This is a genomic window from Thermovibrio guaymasensis, from assembly GCF_003633715.1.
Lineage (GTDB): Bacteria > Aquificota > Aquificia > Desulfurobacteriales > Desulfurobacteriaceae > Thermovibrio > Thermovibrio guaymasensis.
In genome coordinates, this window is the sequence record NZ_RBIE01000001.1 from 452,706 (window position 1) to 470,860 (window position 18,155).

The window sequence follows — 18,155 nt, forward strand, 5'->3', positions numbered from 1 at the left end:
TTTATTGCTCCTCTCCAAATTTCCTCTCTAACTTCTCTTGCTCAAGCTTACACTTTATGCAGAGCTCTGCAACCGGCCTCAACTTCAACCTTTCATACTTGATGCAGGCTCCACACTTTTCGCATATTCCGTAAGTTCCCTCTTCTATTTTCCTGAGGGCTTTCTCTATCTTTTTAAGGTACTTGGCTTCCCTGTCCCTTATTCTCATTTCAAAGGTTCTTAGTATCTCATCAGTTGACATATCTACTATATCACCAACTTCCCTTTCTGCATGGGCTGTCTCTTCAAGTCCCCTCTTTATGTCTTCAAGAACTTCCCTTCTTCTCTCCTCTAAAATCTTCTTAAGTTCCTGAATCTGTTCGGCCGTGAGGCATTTATTCCCCTTCATTCTAAACCTCCTTCTTTATTGGTGGGAAAGGTATACGTAAGGGTGTAAAATGTCAACGACATATTTTAATGGAGGAAGTTATGGAGCTCTCAAGGCGCGTAAGAAGGATTTCACCTTCACCTACAATGGCAATCACGAGCAAAGCTAAAGAGCTTAAAGCTAAAGGAGTGGACGTTATAGGCTTTGGAGCCGGAGAGCCTGACTTTGACACTCCTGACCATATTAAGGAAGCTGCAAAAGAAGCGATTGATATGGGCTTTACAAAGTACACTCCTCCTGCAGGAATCCCTGAGCTAAGGAGGGCGGTTGCAGACAAGTTAAGGAGCGAAAACGGTATTGACTATGAGCCTGAACAGGTTGTAATAACTGATGGAGCTAAACAGGCCCTTTTCAACTTAATGCTCAGCGTTATAGACGATGGAGATGAAGTTGTCATTCCTTCCCCGTACTGGGTTACCTACCCTGAACAGGTCAAGTTTGCAGGAGGAACTCCAGTTTTCGTTGAAACTAAGGAGATTAAAGGGTTTGCTCTGACCCTTGAGGAGCTCAAGCCTGCAATAACTCCCAGGACAAAAATGGTCATTCTCTGTACTCCTCACAACCCAACCGGTAGTGTGATTCCGAAGGAGGAGCTTGAGAGGATTGGCCACTTCTGTGCAGAAAGGGGAATTTTGATAGCTTCAGATGAGTGCTACGAGTACTTAACCTACGACGGTTTCAAACATACTAGTATTGCCTCTATCTCTCCGGATATTAAAGAGGTTACAGTTACTATAAATGCCCTATCTAAGAGTTTCTCTATGACGGGATGGAGAGTAGGTTTTGCTGCAGGTCCAAAAGAGATAATAGACGCAATGATAAAGATTAACTCCCAGTCTATTTCAAACGTTAATTCAATAGCTCAGAAAGCTGCAGTTGCCGCCCTTACAAAACCTAAGGGCTTCTTAAAGGAGTGGCTAAGTGCCTTTGACGAAAGGCGCCGTTACATGGTTGAAACACTAAATCAGATTCCCGGCGTTTCCTGTATTATGCCTAAGGGAGCTTTCTATGCGTTTCCGAACGTTAAGGAGCTCCTTAAGCTTGGAAACTTTAAGGACGACTGGGAGCTTGCCGAGTTCCTACTTGAGAGGGCAAAGATTGCAGTAGTTCCGGGCTCAGCCTTTGGTTATCCCGGCTACTTGAGGCTATCTTACGCAACTTCAATGGAGAACATTGAAGAGGGGCTTAAGAGGTTTAAAGAGGCAGTTGAGGAGAGGTTAAATGGCTGAGAGAGTTTACAGGACTGATAAACTAACGTTCCTGAGTTACGGACTTTTAACTGTTGCTTATGGGCTCTTCCTTGGTTTGATTTTTAAGAAGGCGGGAGGGTTTACTTCCTCCCTTCTAATCCTTCTTCTCTTTGTCCTTCCCGTATTTGCCTACTTTCTCTTCCTCATGAAAAAGAGCGTAAAGATTGACGATGAGGGAATAGAGGTCTTTGGTTTAACTGGTAGGAAGAGGATAAACTGGGAGGAAGTTAGATCGGTTTCACTGACTCCAGGGAGGAAGTACTTTCTCTTTATAGAAGGAAAGAATGGAAAGCTTGCAGTTATTGACGATTCAACTGAGAACTTCGTTGAAGTTGCTAGGGAGATAAGGAAGAGGGTTCCAGATAGGGTTTCAGAAAACTTTGAATCCCTCCTTTCTTCCTATAAACGCTCCTACACTTCTGTAGGAATACTTCTGCTTGCGGCATTTATACTTATCTTCGTGGCACTTAAGAACCTATTTTTTTGAGGGCTTTACTTTTTCAATTCTTACTGACGGTATCCTTAAAGAGTTTAACCTCTCCTCAACTTTGCTGATTCTCTCCTTTATCTTCCCAATTTCCTCCCTTATTTCTGAATTGTCCCTTTCTAACTCAGAGTAGCTCTCTTTCAGCTGGCTTATCTCTTTCCTAAGGTTTCCTACTTGACTCTTAATCTCTTTCACTTTCTCACTCAGCTCTGTATCTAACTCTTCAATTTTCCTTTCCGTTTGGGTTTTTTGGTTTTTTAACTCTCCTTTCAGGTTTACGGTTTGGGATTTAAGTTCGCCAACTTCTTTATTTAAGTTATCTATTAATACCCTAAGTTTGGCAACCTCTTGTCTTAGCTCTGAGTTCTCGTTTTTCAGTTTGTCAACCTCCTTTTGGAGCTCCCTGTCTTTAATTTCAAGGACCTGAACTTTTCCTTCTAGCTGGTTCAACTGTAGGTTTTCCCCTGTAGTTACGCAGGAAGGGAAAAGTAGCAGCGGAGTTATGAGAAGAGCTCTCCTCACCTTAAGTACTCCCAATCGGAGTTTCTAAATAGGATACCACAAATTCTGTGGTAAATTATGAACTGACACGTCAGTTCAGGAGGGAGTGTGAAGAAGAGAGAGGAGGAGATTTTAGTTAGGGCAAAGAGCCTCTTTTCAAAGAGGGGTTTTCACTCCCTTACAGTCTCAGAGATTGTTGACTCCCTAGGGATAGCAAGGGGGACTTTCTACCTCTACTTTAAGAACAAGGACGACGTCTACAGGAGAGTTCTTGAAAGGACTGTTCAGGAAATAGAGAAGAACCTTAAAGTTTTACCGCTTGAAAGGCCCCTTGAACAGCTACGTAGAAACCTCCTTTCGGTTTTGAAGTTGATAGAGGAGGATAGAGAAACGGCCAGCTTAATTTTCTATCACCCTTACAAACTCAACTTAGAGTTTGACGAAATCCTTGAAGAGTTCTACGGAAAGGTCCTTTCCCTTATAGAGAGAGCCCTCTTAAAGGGAATGGAAATGGGAATTGTTAGGGAGTGTAACGTTAAAGTTATCTCAAGGGCTATTTTCGGGGCTTTTGTTGAAGTTGGAAAGGGCCTTTTAAAGGGGGAGCTCCAAAGTGCCGAAGAGGCTGTTGATGAGCTCCTCTCATTCGGTTTGAGGGGCCTTCTGGAGGGGAGGAATGATTGGAGGAATTGACGTTGGGTCAACTACAGTAAAGGGGGTTCTCTTAAACGAGAAAGGAGAAGTCCTATTTAAGGAGTACAGACGCCACGAGGCCAAACAGGCAGAGAGGGTCTTGGAGCTCTTGGCTAAGTTTGAGGAAGTTGCAGGTAAGGACTTTCAGCTCTTTTTAACCGGTAGTGGAGGAGGGGATATAGCAAAGGCCCTTGGGGTAAAGTTTATTCAGGAAGTTAACGCAGTAAGTAGAGCTGTAGAGACTCTCCACCCTGAGGTTTCCTCAGTCGTTGAACTGGGCGGTCAAGATGCGAAGATGATTTTCTTCTTAGATGTAAACGGATTTAAGAGGAAAGTAACTACAATGAACGATAAGTGTGCAGGGGGAACGGGGGCTACAATAGACAGGATTGTTTCAAAGTTAAAAATCCCTGTTGAAGTAGCATCTTCCCTTGAATTTGACCCTAAAAGAGTTCACCCTGTTGCAGCAAAGTGCGGAGTTTTTGCCGAGACGGACATAAACTCCCTCCAGAAGGCGGGAGTTCCAGAGGAGGAGCTCCTAATTTCCCTCTTTAACGCGATAGTAATTCAGAACCTTTCCGTTTTAACCAGGGGCTATACCTTAAGGCCTGTTGTCCTCCTCCTCGGAGGTCCAAATACTTTCTTCCCTGCTCTAAGGGGGGCTTGGAAGTATCACCTTGAGAAGGTCTGGAAGGAGAAAGGAATTCCTTTTGATAGCTCTTCCATTCTCCTTCCTGAGAATTCCCAGTTCTACGCTGCTATCGGTTCAGCCCTGTTTGGCTTTGAGGAGGAGAGCCCCTACAGGGGAAAGGAAGGCCTTTTAGAGTTTAGAAGGAGCTCCCTTGTCTACTTAAAGAAGAAGACCGGAGAGTTGGGCCTTCTGAAGCCGGGGGAGGATTTAGAGGAGTTTAAGAAGAGGTATCAGGTTAAGCCTTTTAAGCCGAAGAAGTTTAAGGAAGGAGAAAGGGTTAAGGCCTTCCTTGGAATTGATGGAGGTTCAACCTCTACCAAGGCTGTTTTGATAGATGAGAGGGGGGAGCTCCTTGCAACGGCCTATACCCTCTCTAAGGGGAACCCTCTTGAGGATTTAAAGGTAATAGTCAAAGAGCTAAAGGATAAAGTTGAAGGTGATGGGGCTTTACTTGAGATCCTCTCTGTTGGAGCAACCGGTTATGCAAAGGAGATGTTAAAGGAGACTGTTGGAGCAGACGTTTGTATTGTTGAGACCGTTGCCCATACCGTTTCAGCCCTTCACTTCTTTAAGGATATTGACGTTATAGTTGACGTTGGCGGGCAGGATATAAAGGTAATGATTCTGAGGAACGGAGAAGTTAAGGACTTTAAGCTGAACACCCAGTGTTCAGCGGGAAACGGCTACTTCCTCCAGTCAACTGCAGAGAAGTTCGGGTACAGAGTTGAGGAGTTTGCCGACGTTGCATTTAAGGCTAAGTATGCTCCAAAGTTTAACTTTGGCTGTGCTGTCTTCCTTGAGCAGGATATAGTCAACTTCCAGAGGTTAGGTTGGAAGCCCCACGAGATAATGGCAGGCCTTGCAAAAGTCTTACCTAAGAACATATGGCTCTACGTCGTTAAAGAGCCCAACTTGAGGAAGTTGGGAAGGCGTTTCCTCCTTCAGGGAGGTACCCAGAGGAACCTTGCAGCCGTTAAGGCCCAGTATGACTTCATAAAGGAGAGGGTACCAGATGCCGAAATCTTCGTTCACCCTATTACAGGTGAAGCCGGTGCCTTTGGGGCGGCCCTCCTTGCAGCTAAGAACTACTCTGGAAGGAGCTCTTTCGTAGGGATAGAGGCCCTCCTTGACCTCTTCTTTAGTGTAAAGAGCGATGAGACTACTAGGTGCAGTTTCTGTACGAACAGGTGTCAGAGGACCTTTATAGAGGTTTTCCCTAAGGGTAAAGAAAAGAGGCTTTACATTATTGCCCCCTGTGAAAAGGGAATGGTCCTTGAGGCTTCTCAGGTTAAAGAGGTCGTTAAGAGAATGAGGGAGGTGGAGAGGGAAAACCCTAACCTTCAGGAGATCTCTTCAAGGAAAGTTTTTGAGAGCTATCCCGTTAATAGAGTTTACTCAGATAGGATTTTTGGAATTATTCCAAGAAGGGGTGTGATTGAGAGGAGGAAGAAGCTAAAGGCTGGAATACCGAGGGTTCTAAACTTCTACTCACTTGCCCCTTTCTTTAGGGGGTACTTAGAGTCTTTAGGAGTTGAGAACTTTATCTTTTCTGATTATACGAGTGATGAGTTAATCAGGGAGGAGATGAAGGGAGGGGCTGTTGACCCTTGTTTTCCCAGTAAGATTGCCCTTGCCCACGTTAGGAACTTACTTAAGAAAGGGCCGGACTTTATTCTCTTTCCAAAAGTAGCAACTTTAAAGGGAATGTTCCTTGACTCTGAAGGTTCCCACGCCTGCCCAACGGTAACAGCCACTCCGATAACCGTTAAGTCAATTTTGACCAGGGAGGAGGATGTATTTAAAAAGTTCGGCGTAGAGTTTGTTGATCCTCTCCTCCACTTTGACGATGAGGAACTCCTTGAAGTAGAACTCTTTGAAGCTTTTAAGGATATTTTGGATCTGACAAAGGATGAAAACAGGAAAGCTGTTAGAGAGGGTTTTAGAGCCCTTGAAGCTTACCAGAACTACATGAGAGAACTTGGAGAGAAGGTTTTAAGGAAACTGGAGGCTGAAGGGCGGATAGGGATTTTAGTTCTGGGAAGGCCTTACCACAACGACCCAGGAATAAACCACGGTATTACGAAAGAGCTCCAGAAGAGGGGATATCCGATTTTAACTATAGATTCACTCCCGATTAAGGAGGAGTTCCTGAAGAAGGTTTTTAGGGGAAGGAACCCCTTTAAGATAAGGGACGTTTGGAAAAAGGCCTACAGTGAGAACAGCAGCAGGAAAGTTTGGGGAGCTCTCTACGGAGCCGGCCATCCAAACCTTGCTCTCCTTGACCTTTCCTCCTTTAGGTGTGGCCACGATGCGCCTATCTACTCTCTTATTGAGGAGATAGTTGAGAGGGCGGGAGCTCCATACTTTACCTTTCACGAAATAGACGAGAACCGCCCTGCCGGTTCAATAAAGATAAGGGTTGAAACCGTAGACTACTTCCTGAAGGAGAGGATTGAGAGGTTAAAGGATAGGGAAGAGGCAGTTTAGGGGAGTTATAATAGTGCCTACAGGAGGTTAGCCATGGTAGTTTTCCTCTTTTTGTTCTCAATTCTCGTCTTTTTCCTTGCTTATAAGTTCTACGGAGGTTTTTTAAAGGAAAAGGTTTTTGAGCTATCTGAGAGGAATAAAACTCCTGCCCACACTATGAGGGACGGTGTTGACTACGTTCCAGCTCCAGCTCCCGTTCTCCTCGGTCACCACTTCTCATCAATTGCAGGTGCAGGGCCCATAGTTGGTCCAATAACTGCTGCGTCCTCTTGGGGATGGCTTCCTGCTTACCTTTGGGTCTTAATAGGTAACGTCTTCATTGGCGGTGTTCACGACATGAGCGCCCTCGTTGCCTCAATAAGGAATAAGGCCCGTTCAATTGCGGAGATAGGGGGAAAGTACCTTTCAAAGAGGGCTGGGTTCCTCTTTAAACTCTTTATCTGGCTTGCTCTCCTTTACGTAGTTGCAGTTTTTATAAACGTTGCTCAGATAACCTTTAACGCCGTTGTTCCAGTAGTTGAGAACGGTCAGGTAATTAAACTCCCAATAGGCGGTGGAGTAGCTACCAGCGCAATTATCTACATAGTTCTTGCCCTAATCTTTGGAATTCTCGTCTACAACTTTAGACTGCCCCTTAAGTGGGTAACTGCTGTCTTTGTTGTTTTAGTTTACGGAGCCGTCTATATAGGGCAGCTCTTTCCAATTAACCTCTCTCCTTCAACTTGGAACGTTATCCTCCTTGTGTACGTTGCGGTGGCCTCAGTTACCCCTGTTTGGCTTTTACTCCAGCCGAGGGACTACCTCTCAAGCTTTCTCCTTTACGGAGCTCTCCTTGGAGCAGGCCTTGGAATCCTCCTATCCTTTGGAAAGGTAAGTTCTAACCTCCCTCCTTACTTTGGCTTTAACAGCGATATAGGTCCCCTTGTTCCCCTCCTCTTTGTTGTTATTGCCTGTGGTTCCATTTCAGGCTTTCACTCCCTGGTTGGCTCTGGAACAACCTCAAAACAGCTTGACAAGGAGCCTGATGCCCTTACCGTAGGCTATGGAGCGATGCTCCTTGAGGGAGTAGTTGCTGTTATGTCTATTATCTTCGTTATGACTTTAACTACGAGTGAGTTTGAAGTCCTGAAGAAGAACGTTGCGGCAATTTACGGAGCAGGTATAGGGAACTTTATGTCTTTCATTGGAGTTCCCCATCATATAGGAGTAGCCTTTGGTATGCTTGCCCTATCTTCATTTGTCTTAACCAGTACAGATACGGGAACTCGCCTTGCCCGTTACGTTTTCACAGAGCTTACGGGAGTTAAGAACAGGTTTCTAGCTACTGGCGTTTCTCTGATAATTCCTGCGGTTTTGGTTTTTCTCAAGTATAAAGACCCTTCAACTGGAAAGTTACTTCCCGTTTGGAAGGCTCTCTGGCCGGTCTTTGGAGCGACAAACCAGCTAATTGCATCACTTGCCCTCTTTGTGGTTATGATCTGGCTTGTTAAGACCGGTAAGGGAAAGTACTGGTTCGTTCCGGGAATACCTGCTCTCTTTATGGGAATTATTACTCTTTGGGCCCTTGTCATGCTCTTTCTGAAGTGGAAGTTTACTGTTATTGGAGTTGCAGCTCTTATTCAGGTATTCCTTGCCCTTTGGATATTCTACGAAGGTTACTTAGCTTTAAAGAAGTTGAGAGAGGAATGATATGGCAGAAGCTAAAGGTTTAGGAGAGAAGATTTTCTTTATAGCTACAGGTGTTAGGCTCCATGCTAAGGAGTACTTTCTGAGGTTTACCGGTTTATTTAAAAGGTACAGGTACTGTATCTCCTTTCCATCAATTCCTGAAGGTTTAAAGGCAGAGAAGGAGCTTAAAGGGGTTGGCGGTGTCTCAATTCCCATTCCAGATGAGATTTTTGAGGGATGTGGAGTAGGGATTTTGGTTAAGGACGAGGAAGAGCTTAAAAGGGTTTTGGACCACTTGAAGAATAAAGGTATTTTGGTTTCAGGGGTTTTTAAGAGGGAAGGTAACAGGTTCCTAGAAGTCGGAGGGGAAGGTTGAAGCTTGCCGTTCTTGGTTCTGGGAGTTGGGGATCTGCCCTCTCTGTTCACTTTGGAAGGTTGGGCTTTGAGGTCTTTCAGTGGTGTAGAGAAGGAGAAGTAATAGAGGAGATTAACAAAAGGAGGGAAAACACGCTTTTCCTTCCCGGCGTTATCTACCCTGAGACGGTTAGGGCTACAAGTAGAGTTTCTGAGGCAGTTGAGGGAGCAGATTACGTCCTCTCCGTTATTCCTACACAGCATACCTCTAGTTTCTGGAAGGATAACAGAGCTCTCCTTGAGGATAAACCTCTAATCTGTGCAAGCAAAGGGATAGAGGTTGAGAGTTTAAGGACGCTCTCTCAAATTTACAGGGAAGTTTTCGGTTCGTCTGATAACTACTTCGTTCTATCGGGGCCGACCTTTGCCCTTGAAGTTGCAAAGGGCTTACCGGCAGCTGCAGTTATTTCTAACCTATCGTCCAGTAGGGCCTTTAAGGTTGTTGAGGAGCTCAATTCAAAGAGCTTTAGGTTTTATGCGAGTGACGACGTTTTAGGCGTTGAGCTTGGAGGGGCTCTTAAAAACGTAATAGCCATAGCTACGGGAATTTCAGACGGAATGGGGCTCGGGAACAATGCCCGTGCGGCTTTAATTACGAGGGGCCTTCACGAGATAAAGAGGCTGGGGAAAGCGATTGGGGCAAGAGAGGAAACTTTTTACGGCCTTTCGGGCCTTGGAGACTTGGTTTTAACCTGTACTGGAGACCTTTCAAGGAACAGGCAGTTTGGCCTCTCTATTGGTAGGGGAGAGGGAGGTGTTAACGGTAAGTTTGTAGTAGAGGGAGTTTATACTGTAAAGGCGGCCGTTAAACTCTCTAAAAAGTTCTCAATAGAGATGCCGATAACTGAGGCAGTCTATAGAATAGTTTATGAAGGGAGTTCTCCAAAGGAGGTTATGGAGGAGCTCCTTTCAAGGCCTGTTAAAGAGGAGAGTCTATGAGCTGTTTGAACTTTGGTAAAGAGGATGAGGAATTTCCCTTTGAAGAGGAGGCTTTAAGGTTCTTTAAGGGAAAGTTGCCCAGTTGGGATACTTTAGACTTTAGGGTTCCGATCTGGAGGGAGAGGTTTAGGGATAGACTTTTATCCTTTAAGAACGCCCTTTTGGGAAGTGAAGAGGAGACCTTAATAGACTACCTGATGGGCCTTTTGGAGAGGGAGGAAGTAAGCAGTAACAGGCTGAGAGTTTGGGTTTACCTGTTTGAGAATCACCTTTTCCCCCTCCTTGAAAGGCTGGTCTTCTACAGGGCTAATGAGCCTTTAGGTTTAGACGAGCTTTCATTTAAACTTAAAGAGATTGGGGAACTCCCCGGCTACGGGAGGGTTGAGACGGTTTCCGATGCTATAAATAGAATAATAGCCCTTTTAAACTGTGGAGGAGAGGATGATTGAGCGTTACCTTGAAGACTTGGACTTACTTAAGAAGAGCTTCATAGAGATGGCAGATATGGCTAGGAAGATAATAAACGATGCCATGGAAGCTTTAATGGAGAGGGATAAGGAAAAGGCGAAGGCAACCTATGAGTACGATAGGCTTATAGACCTTAAGGAGATAGAGATTGAGGAGAGATGTATAAGGATTTTAGCGCTCTACTCCCCTGAGGCTACAGACTTAAGGTTTGTTGTCTCGGTTTTAAAGAGTATCGTTGACCTTGAGAGGGTTGGGGACCTTGCCCGTGATATCTGTGAAACTGCCATTTACCTTTCGGAGCTCCCACCTTTAAAACCTTACGTTGACCTTCCCAGAATGTTAAAGGTTGTCTCTGACATGTTGAAAGACTCTATAATGGCCCTTTTAAGGGGGGACGTAGAGCTTGCAAAGGAGGTAATAGACAAAGACGACATCGTTGACAGCTTCTATGAGAGGCTCTTTAACGAACTGATAGAGATGTCAAGGCAAAACCCTGAGGCTGCAGATGTTGCAGTAAGGTTAATCTTGGTAGTTAAGTCCCTTGAGAGGGTTGGAGACCACGCTACAAACGTTGCAGAGTATGCCATCTACTACAAAACTGGCGATGTTGTTAAGCATAAAAAGGCCCAGGAGTACCTAAAGAGACTCCAAAGTAAGGAAGGGTAGATGTTTCACAACCCCTTCCTCTACCTTTCTTACGGCTTTGGAGTTAAAGCCCTAATCTCTGCCGTTTTAACCGGATTAACCTGTTCAGCTGTTGGTTCCTACGTTATTTTGAGGAAAATGAGCTTTGCAGGGGCAGGACTTGCCCATATTGCCCTTGCAGGCGTTGCATTTGGAATATTCCTAGGGGTTAATCCGACTCTTACTGCCTTAGTTTTTTCTCTGCTCTCATCTATTATTATCTGGTTCTTTCAGCTTAAGAGGGGGCTTCACTTTGATGCAACGATGGGAGCTCTCTTTGCAACGAGCGTTGCCCTTGCAGTAATCTTTTTAAGCCTTTCGGGGGCTTACGGCTCCTCAGCCCTTTCTTACCTTTTCGGCAGTCCTTTGAGCGTTACAGATGTAGACCTCCTTCTCCTCACTGTTACTACACTTATAGTTTTCTCCTTCTTCTTTATCTTCTGGAGGGAGATTTACTTAATTTCCTTTAGTCAAGAAATTGCAAAGGCTTCAGGTTACAAGGTTGAGTTGATCACTTTCCTTATGAGCCTTTTGATTGCTCTGGTTGTTACGTTTTCTCTTAAAGCTGTAGGTGCCCTTTTGGTCTTTTCTCTCCTCGTTATGCCTGCTGCATCTGCCTTTAGGCTTGCAGGAAGTTACTCCAAATTCTTTACCTTAACAGTCCTTTTTGGTTTCCTTTCAAGCCTTCTTGGAATTCTCGTCTCCTTCTCCCTTGATGCTCCATCTGGAGCAACTATTACACTCGTTTCTTTCTTAATCTTTCTCCTTTCATCTTTTCTTGACTGATACCCTTGAGCAGGTCAAGAGAGAAGTTTTAAGAGCTCCACTGCATCTTCAAAGGCCTTTCCCATAGTATTGTTAAAGAAGATTAATTTGTTTTTTGAAGGGCTCTTTTTTATCCAGTCTGCTATTTTTGGGAGCTCCTCTTTGTAGCTTCCCCTGTAGAGTTCCTCTTTGCCGTGGAGCCTCAGGTAAGTAATCTCTTCCGTTTTTACGCACTTCTTCAGCCAACTTAGTTTTTCGGGAAAGCTGATGCAGGCTACGGGAATTTTCCTCTCCTTTAGCTCTTTCAGTCCTCTTTCCCACTCCGGGTTTCTCAATTCAACAGTTACTGCTATTCCCTTTTCTTTAAAAACCTCAATCAGTTTAAATAGGAATTCAGCCTCCTTCGGTTTGAAAGAGGGGGGGAAATTGAGCGAGTAAAGTAATTAGTTTTCCTTCCAATACTTCCTTTGCCCTAAAGAAGGGAGTTAGGAGCTCTTCTCTTAAACTCCTTTTGTGGGTTATCTCCCTGCAGAGCTTTAGGCTGTAATAAAGAGGGTATTTTAAAAGCTTTTTTACTGAATTTTCGCTTGGAGGTCTGTAAAAGGTTGAGTTAACCTCAAGTCCGTTTAGGTGTTGGCTATAGAACTCAAGCCAGCGGGAGGTAGGAAGGCCTTCAGGGTAGAACCTTCCTACCCACTCGCGGTAGTAGTATCCACTGGTTCCAACTATTACCACTACTTCCTCAGCATAGTTAAAACTTCTCTAACTCTTTTTCCTACGCTCCTTGCAGTTTTCAAGCCCCACTCGTCAATTTCAAAGGAGTCCTCAACCTGCTTTGCCGTAGCCGCTCCTCCAAAGTGGGCGGTTGGGTCTGAGTCTGCAACTAAAATCATTCCGTGTATTAAAGCCCAAGCGTGTATCGCCTGAAGTGTGTGTTCCTGTCCTCCGTGTTTGGTTGCTCCTACAGCAATTGCGGCACATACTTTATCTTTCAACTCCCAGTTAACCCTTAAGGTCCTTGAACGGTCAAAGAGAGTTTTAAGCATTCCGGTTATTGAGCCAAAGTAGACTGGAGAACCTACTATTATTGCGTCTGCCTCTTTCATCTTTTCTTCTATTTCCTGGTAACCGTCCTTTACGATACAGACCCCTCCGTTTCTCTTACAGGCGTTACAGACTTTACAGTACTCAAGCGTATAGTCGCAGAGGGAAATAATTTCTGTATCAAAGCCTTCAAGCTCTTTAAAGGCTTCTTCAAGTAGGATTAGCGTTGAGCCTTTCCTGTGGGAGCCATTTATCCCAAGTACTTTCACTTTTCCCTCCTAACTCCTTTTCTTAAAGACAATTCTAATGGGAATCTTGTTAAATCCAAAGGCCTCCCTCAGTCTATTTTCTAAGAACCTCCTAAAGGACTTTGGGATCCCCTCAGGGTAGTTGGAGAAGAGGAGGAAGGTAGGAGGTTTTGTTTTAACCTGAGTTCCGTAGTAGATCTTAACTACCTTATTCTTGTAGACTGGAGGTTGGTGAATTTCCATAAGTTCTCTTAGTACTCTGTTGAACTTTCCTGTTGTTACCTTCTTTGTGTATTGGGAGTAGAGGTCTTTTATCTGTTTAATGAGCTCATCAAGGCCCTTTCTCTCCTTAGCCGAGATGAAAACTCTCGGAGCAAAGGGGATAAAGTCAAAGGTTAAGTCAAGTTCCCTATGAATTCTCTCCCAGTCTTTCTGATCCTTTAGCTTGTCTATCTTATTCACGGCAATTACTATAGGTTTGAACTTCTCAAGGGCAATTCCGGCAATCTTTGCGTCCCTATCGGTTGGCCCCTCTTCTGCATCAATCAGGAGAATAACTACATCGGCCCTATCTATTGCGTCAAGGGCCCTTAAGTATGAGTAGTACTCTATGTCTTTAATTTTCCCCCTTCTCCTTATTCCAGCAGTATCTATGAAGATAAACTCGTCATCTCCGATTTTTACGTATGTGTCTATTGCATCCCTTGTAGTTCCAGGAACGTCGCTAACTATCGCCCTCTCTTGGCCTACTAAAGCGTTAAGGAGCGTAGACTTACCCATGTTAGGCCTACCGACTATTGCTACTTTTATCGGCTCTTTCTCCTCTTCTTCTATTTCGTACTCCTCTCCCCTCTCTAGAGTCTCCTGGAGGGAGGTAAGTTCCTCTTCTTCCTCTCCCGAAATTAACCTCTCGGCCTTTTCTCTCTTCTCTACTTTTTCCTGTTCCCTCTTTGCGTTTTCTCTAAGCTCTGGAGGGAGCTTTTCAAGGATTTTCTCCTTCAGAGTTTGAATCCCTATCTTGTGAATCGTTGATATTGGAATTACTTCGTCAAATCCAAGCTGGTAGAACTCGTATACTCTGTCCTCCATAAAGGGTTCATCAATCTTATTGACGGCTAAGATTACTGGCTTTTTCCACTTCCTCAAGATTTTTGCAACCTCTAGGTCAAGGGGGTTCACCCCTTCTTTTCCGTCAACTACAAAAACTATTACATCGGCCTCTTCCATTGCCCTCTTTGCCTGCTCTGTTGTCTCCTTTGCGAACTGGTGGGCGTCTTTCTCAACTACTCCTCCAGTATCAACCAGAATTACTCTGTGGCCGTCTATTTCGGCTTCTTGGACTATCCTATCCCTCGTTACTCCCGGGGTGTCGTCAATTATTGCTACTTTCTTTCCAAGGAGCCTATTAAAGAGGGAGGACTTACCGACGTTTGGCCTTCCTACTATTGCTACTACAGGTAGTCTTCTCATACTTCCTCCGCCATTACCATCTCGTAGAGCTTCTTAAATACGCAGGTGAACTCAATGTTCTCGTCGTAGGCAAAGGGAAGGGTTTCTATCTCCCAAATTTCCTCACCTTCGTAGAGAATCCTCACTCCGACGAATGCTACGTCTGGAAGCTCCCTGTAGTAGTACTCTTTGTCCCCGTTTTTTAGGGCTTTCTCGTAAAACTCCCTCAGCTCATCTATACTGTCAAAGTTTGTTGTGGTCGGAATTACAAACTTTAAAGCTGCGTAGGTGTTCCCGCACTTCTCACACTCTCCGCTCCTCTGAATTACCTCTATAGCAGTTCTAAATTTCCTCTCCCTAACAAGTTCCTCAATCATCTCTATTAGGTCTGTAAAGGGTTCGTCGTCCTCCCCAAAGTAGAGTTCGTTTTGTGTCTCTTCTACTCTATCTGGGTAGATAACTGCTAATGGAGCTCCGCAGTATGGGCATTCAACTTTAACCCCATCCTCTCCAACAGGTTCAACTAGACCCACCAACCTTTCAAAGAACTCAGCCATGTCGTAGTCGTCTGCTACAAGCTCTATAGGTTCGTTGCACATAGAGAAGTCGTACTTGTAGTTCCTGCTGATGAAGTCCTCCATCTCTCTCCTCCGTTTTTAAGCTTTCTTGAGATTTAATTTATAGCGAAAAAGCAACTCTTCCATCAGAAATTATAGGATGTAGCTTTAAGGATAAAAAAAAGGGCCCTAATATAGGGCCCTTAAAGGTAGAAAGGAGTCTCTATTTTTCTTCTTTTTTCTCTCCTTCAGTTTTCTCTATCTCTCTAACTGCTTTTTCGAGGGCTTTTGATAAGTAATAGCCGGATAGGAGCTCCAGTCCCCATACCAAAACTGTAGGAATAGAGGCACCGAGTGTTAGGGCTTCTACAACCGGTCCGATAACGAGAGATGAAATTATGTTGAGCTCAAACATGAGGGCAAAGAGGAAAAAGAGGAAGAAACCTAAGTAGTAAGCATACTTAAAGGGTTCAAGGGAGCTCCTCCAAATTGCAAGTAGAGCCGCTACGCTCAATTCCTCAAGTCCTCTGAGCTTAGCCTCTTGGGGGCTCTGGGCAACCTTTTTAGCTACTTCTTCCTTCTCAACCTCCTCTCCCTCAACGAAGGAGCTTGCTAAGTTTGCAATCTGGCCGAATCCAAAAATCAGCCTATTTGCAAAGAGCCAAAAACCTAAAAGGCCAAGGACGAAGGCTGCAGCCTCAGGATTTGAAGCTACTGTAACTGCTAGTACAAATAGCCCCAGAGCTATTGAAAGGATAAATAGCGTTAGGGCTATCCACCAAACTACTCTCTCCATTACTTACCTCCCTCCTTCCCGTTCTTGACCTCCTTTTTGTTCTCACCCTTTACACCCATAGTAAAGGGGTGGATTACGCTGTATAGGTCCTTTGAGAGTGGATGGACGTAGGTAAACGTGGCAAGTACCGCATCTCCAACGTGAAGTTTTTCAGTTCCCGCCTTAAGCTTTAGCTCAACCGTTGTTACTACCCCTGGAGGTAAGACTACGTGGACTGGAATGTGGGAAACGACGTAACCTTTTTCCTTACTCTCACTTCCCGGAGTAAAGACAAAAGACTCTTCAACGACCGTAAGGGGCGTTCCTCCAGGGTTCAGAATAGAGTAAAAGATTGAGTGCTTTTCCTTATCGTACTTAGCGTTTAAAACGATAGGTGAGGCTGGAATTGTTGCTATTGCTTTAGCAACTGTTCTCTCCGTAAAGAAAGTTCCTACTGCCCACCCTAAAAGAAGCATTACAAATCCAACGAGCGTTAGTATCGCTGCAGGTTTTCTCATTTCTCCCTCCTGGTTTTAAAGTTTAAGGGGGAGGTTTACTCCTCCCCCTCTTCTTCTCTCTCTAGTAGTTTTAAGGCTTCTTCTTTACTCACTTCAACCATTAGGTTGCCGAATCTGTAGTAGATTTTCCGCCCTTCAGGTAGGTTTTTGAGGAACTCTGCCACTTCCTCCTTACTTTTCCTCTCCTTCATTCTTCTCCTCCCCTCCGGCCTCCGCGTGGCCGTGTTCCCTTATTTTCTGGCTGAGCTCCTCAACCCTTGCGTAGAGCTCAACCATGGCCTTTTCAAGGGCTTCCCTTAGGGCAAGGACTGCAACAATTTCCTTCTCTATCTGCTGGATTGCTTCGTCAAAGGGGAGTTCCACACTGATTCCGCTTCCAATGTTGATTACAATCTTGTCAACCTCTTCAAGCTTTGCTCCGACCTGTGCTATCCTTCCAACAGGGAGGAGAACTTCCTTACCTGCCCCAAGGTCCTTTAAGTTCTTAAGGGTTGTGATTGTTGACCTGTACTCGGAGATGAGTACGTCAAGCTGGGCAATTTCAACCCTTAGGGCCTCAATTTGGGCAATGATGCTCCTGAGTTGCCTCGTTAAGTTTGCCATCTTCTTCTCATCCCTCTTTACTGCCATGGTACACCTCCTTTATACGGTTTTATAGTTTTGCTTCACACCAGCCCGTTGTACACCTCTCCCTTGGAAGGTAGATTACTTTCGTAGGTCTTATATCTACCTTCAGCTCCTCCATTAGAGCGTTCCTTACTTCCTTAATCCTCCAGAAGAAGAGGAGATGCCCCTTGAACTTAACTTCGGTCCACATACCTATTCTCAGGGGAATCTCCCACTTTTTCATGTCGTTAAGTAGAGGTTTGTAGAAGGTTTCAACTAAAGGGTGGTCTTTGAGCATTCCCATCTCCATTCTTACTAGAGCTTCGCAGAAGGAGTGGCCTGCCGCCTTTAACTTCTCAAGGTATGGTGAGGAGATGGGAAGTTCTACAACTCCCTTAAAGACTTCAACTTTAAAGCTTTCTTCATCTTCCCACTTCTTTAAGTTAAAAACCTCTGCTCTAGTTTCGTAAACTTCTCCATTTGAAAGGTCAAGCCTTTCTGGGATTTCAAGGCCGTTTAAGACCGGGTACTTATCAAGGATTATCTCCTTTATCCTATCAATTACCTCACTTGGTTTTAATCCCTTCTTAAGGAGGTAGGCCTTTACCCTATTTTCAATATCCTTATCCTTCTTTATGTAGTAGTAGATTACAGCACTGGTTATCGCTTCCCTTATAGAGTTTCCGGGGAGGAAGGGTCTGCCCGCCTCGTCCCGGGGAAAACCTTTTCTGCTGAAAATTACCGGAGTCCAGGTTAAGAGCTCCATCTCTCTCCTCCTACTTAAAGGCTGCCAATATCTTGTCTGCTTTTTCTGCTATGTCTATTTCAAAGAGGGCGATGGTAGGTAGCAACCAGGAAACTCTGAACCTAGCGTCTCCGTCCTTGTTTTCCCCGAAGTAGGCAAGGGCTACCCTTCCAAAGCCTGCATCTTTTTCAACTTTCTTTGCTTCTCTCAAAAAGCGCCTTGCAACGTTGGGGAGTTTCTCAAAGGGATAGGGTTTACCTTCCTGTCCCCTCTGTTTTACGAGTTCTGTTGCAGTTCCAACGTTCCTTAAGGCCTCAATTAAGTGGTGGAGTCTGTGCTTCTTAAAGTAGGCAAGGAGTAAAGAAGCAGCTGGAAGCCTTAAAATCTCTATGTTGTTCTCACCTTCTCTCAGCTCTCCCACAAGGTAAGCCCTTCCGTTTTCCATCTCAATATGGGCAAAGAGCTTTTTATTCTTTGGGAGTTCCTCAAGTATTTCGCTTACTTCGTACTGAACTCCCTCCTCCTCGTATACGTCTCCCTTCTTCCTCTTTCCGTACTCTGCTACGAAAAACGTTTCCTCACCGCCTTTTTTACCAAGAATCAGGTCAAGCCCCCACCTCTTGAGGGACTTGAACTTAAACTCCCTCTCCTTTTCAGGCTGTCCTAGGGTCTCAAACACCAGTGTATTTAAAGCCTGTATTTCTCTCAGCTCCATTAAGTTCATCATTTCCTCCTTTTAAAT

Annotated in this window: 23 protein-coding genes; 10 read left to right on the forward strand and 13 right to left on the reverse strand. The window is 44.7% G+C overall.

Annotated features, from left to right (window positions below; genetic code table 11):
• Position 1 precedes the first annotated feature (1 nt).
• A complete protein-coding gene (locus C7457_RS02505) occupies positions 2 to 388 on the reverse strand; it encodes a TraR/DksA family transcriptional regulator (protein ID WP_121169866.1) in 387 nt (128 codons plus the stop codon).
• 80 nt (positions 389 to 468) lie between these two features.
• Here C7457_RS02505 and C7457_RS02510 point away from each other — a divergent pair, with 80 nt between their 5' ends.
• Together C7457_RS02510 and C7457_RS02515 are read left to right on the forward strand one after the other, a co-directional pair.
• Positions 469 to 1,656, forward strand: coding sequence for a pyridoxal phosphate-dependent aminotransferase (locus C7457_RS02510; protein ID WP_121169867.1), 1,188 nt, complete (start codon positions 469 to 471; stop codon positions 1,654 to 1,656).
• Positions 1,649 to 2,164 (forward strand): PH domain-containing protein, encoded by a 516-nt coding sequence (locus C7457_RS02515; protein WP_121169868.1) that lies wholly within the window; start codon positions 1,649 to 1,651, stop codon positions 2,162 to 2,164. The genes C7457_RS02510 and C7457_RS02515 overlap by 8 nt, the downstream gene beginning before the upstream one ends.
• Here C7457_RS02515 and C7457_RS02520 read toward each other — a convergent pair.
• Positions 2,153 to 2,686, reverse strand: a complete 534-nt coding sequence (locus C7457_RS02520) for a hypothetical protein (RefSeq protein ID WP_121169869.1) — start codon at positions 2,684 to 2,686, stop codon at positions 2,153 to 2,155. The genes C7457_RS02515 and C7457_RS02520 overlap by 12 nt on opposite strands.
• A gap of 87 nt (positions 2,687 to 2,773) precedes the next feature.
• Here C7457_RS02520 and C7457_RS02525 point away from each other — a divergent pair, with 87 nt between their 5' ends.
• The 8 genes from C7457_RS02525 to C7457_RS02560 are packed head-to-tail and all read left to right on the forward strand — an operon-like array spanning position 2,774 to position 11,492.
• Complete coding sequence (locus C7457_RS02525; RefSeq protein WP_121169870.1) at positions 2,774 to 3,355, forward strand: TetR/AcrR family transcriptional regulator; 582 nt, start codon at positions 2,774 to 2,776, stop codon at positions 3,353 to 3,355.
• On the forward strand, positions 3,339 to 6,533 hold the full coding sequence (locus C7457_RS02530) for a BadF/BadG/BcrA/BcrD ATPase family protein (RefSeq protein ID WP_121169871.1): 3,195 nt from the start codon (positions 3,339 to 3,341) through the stop codon (positions 6,531 to 6,533). The genes C7457_RS02525 and C7457_RS02530 overlap by 17 nt, the downstream gene beginning before the upstream one ends.
• A gap of 33 nt (positions 6,534 to 6,566) precedes the next feature.
• Positions 6,567 to 8,222 (forward strand): carbon starvation CstA family protein, encoded by a 1,656-nt coding sequence (locus C7457_RS02535; protein WP_121169872.1) that lies wholly within the window; start codon positions 6,567 to 6,569, stop codon positions 8,220 to 8,222.
• A gap of 1 nt (position 8,223) precedes the next feature.
• Positions 8,224 to 8,577, forward strand: a complete 354-nt coding sequence (locus C7457_RS02540) for a putative Se/S carrier protein (protein WP_121169873.1) — start codon at positions 8,224 to 8,226, stop codon at positions 8,575 to 8,577.
• The gene (locus tag C7457_RS02545) at positions 8,574 to 9,554 is read left to right on the forward strand and encodes an NAD(P)H-dependent glycerol-3-phosphate dehydrogenase (protein ID WP_121169874.1); all 981 of its coding nucleotides are present in this window, start codon (positions 8,574 to 8,576) and stop codon (positions 9,552 to 9,554) included. The genes C7457_RS02540 and C7457_RS02545 overlap by 4 nt, the downstream gene beginning before the upstream one ends.
• The gene (locus tag C7457_RS02550; RefSeq protein ID WP_121169875.1) at positions 9,551 to 10,003 is read left to right on the forward strand and encodes a hypothetical protein; all 453 of its coding nucleotides are present in this window, start codon (positions 9,551 to 9,553) and stop codon (positions 10,001 to 10,003) included. Before C7457_RS02545 ends, C7457_RS02550 begins: the two co-directional genes overlap by 4 nt.
• Positions 9,996 to 10,688 carry a phosphate signaling complex protein PhoU gene (phoU, locus tag C7457_RS02555; protein ID WP_121169876.1) on the forward strand — a complete coding sequence of 231 codons (693 nt, stop codon included), beginning with the start codon at positions 9,996 to 9,998 and terminating at the stop codon, positions 10,686 to 10,688. Before C7457_RS02550 ends, phoU begins: the two co-directional genes overlap by 8 nt.
• Positions 10,689 to 11,492: a metal ABC transporter permease gene (locus tag C7457_RS02560; protein ID WP_121169877.1), complete on the forward strand. Its 804-nt coding sequence runs from the start codon at positions 10,689 to 10,691 to the stop codon at positions 11,490 to 11,492.
• Between the two features lie 14 nt (positions 11,493 to 11,506).
• Here the strand turns inward: C7457_RS02560 and C7457_RS02565 are convergent, their stop codons facing one another.
• The 11 genes from C7457_RS02565 to C7457_RS02615 form a co-directional block, all read right to left on the reverse strand.
• The gene (locus C7457_RS02565) at positions 11,507 to 11,851 is read right to left on the reverse strand and encodes a DUF72 domain-containing protein (RefSeq protein ID WP_338065551.1); all 345 of its coding nucleotides are present in this window, start codon (positions 11,849 to 11,851) and stop codon (positions 11,507 to 11,509) included.
• Between the two features lie 13 nt (positions 11,852 to 11,864).
• Positions 11,865 to 12,206 (reverse strand): DUF72 domain-containing protein, encoded by a 342-nt coding sequence (locus C7457_RS02570; protein ID WP_121169879.1) that lies wholly within the window; start codon positions 12,204 to 12,206, stop codon positions 11,865 to 11,867.
• Positions 12,206 to 12,784, reverse strand: a complete 579-nt coding sequence (locus C7457_RS02575; protein WP_121169880.1) for a flavodoxin family protein — start codon at positions 12,782 to 12,784, stop codon at positions 12,206 to 12,208. The genes C7457_RS02570 and C7457_RS02575 overlap by 1 nt, the downstream gene beginning before the upstream one ends.
• 9 nt (positions 12,785 to 12,793) lie before the next feature.
• A complete protein-coding gene (gene der, locus C7457_RS02580; RefSeq protein WP_121169881.1) occupies positions 12,794 to 14,233 on the reverse strand; it encodes a ribosome biogenesis GTPase Der in 1,440 nt (479 codons plus the stop codon).
• Entirely contained in the window at positions 14,230 to 14,853 is a 624-nt protein-coding gene (locus C7457_RS02585) for a hypothetical protein (RefSeq protein WP_121169882.1), read from the reverse strand. Before C7457_RS02585 ends, der begins: the two co-directional genes overlap by 4 nt.
• 139 nt (positions 14,854 to 14,992) lie before the next feature.
• The gene (locus C7457_RS02590; protein ID WP_121169883.1) at positions 14,993 to 15,565 is read right to left on the reverse strand and encodes a hypothetical protein; all 573 of its coding nucleotides are present in this window, start codon (positions 15,563 to 15,565) and stop codon (positions 14,993 to 14,995) included.
• The gene (locus tag C7457_RS02595) at positions 15,565 to 16,062 is read right to left on the reverse strand and encodes a hypothetical protein (RefSeq protein ID WP_121169884.1); all 498 of its coding nucleotides are present in this window, start codon (positions 16,060 to 16,062) and stop codon (positions 15,565 to 15,567) included. The genes C7457_RS02590 and C7457_RS02595 overlap by 1 nt, the downstream gene beginning before the upstream one ends.
• Positions 16,063 to 16,097: 35 nt before the next feature.
• Positions 16,098 to 16,253 carry a prefoldin subunit gene (locus tag C7457_RS02600; protein ID WP_121169885.1) on the reverse strand — a complete coding sequence of 52 codons (156 nt, stop codon included), beginning with the start codon at positions 16,251 to 16,253 and terminating at the stop codon, positions 16,098 to 16,100.
• Entirely contained in the window at positions 16,234 to 16,692 is a 459-nt protein-coding gene (gene pfdA / locus C7457_RS02605; protein ID WP_121169886.1) for a prefoldin subunit alpha, read from the reverse strand. The genes C7457_RS02600 and pfdA overlap by 20 nt, the downstream gene beginning before the upstream one ends.
• A 22-nt stretch (positions 16,693 to 16,714) precedes the next feature.
• Positions 16,715 to 17,434 carry a hypothetical protein gene (locus C7457_RS02610; protein WP_121169887.1) on the reverse strand — a complete coding sequence of 240 codons (720 nt, stop codon included), beginning with the start codon at positions 17,432 to 17,434 and terminating at the stop codon, positions 16,715 to 16,717.
• 10 nt (positions 17,435 to 17,444) lie between these two features.
• Positions 17,445 to 18,137: a TIGR00703 family protein gene (locus tag C7457_RS02615; RefSeq protein ID WP_121169888.1), complete on the reverse strand. Its 693-nt coding sequence runs from the start codon at positions 18,135 to 18,137 to the stop codon at positions 17,445 to 17,447.
• Positions 18,138 to 18,155: the final 18 nt, after the last annotated feature.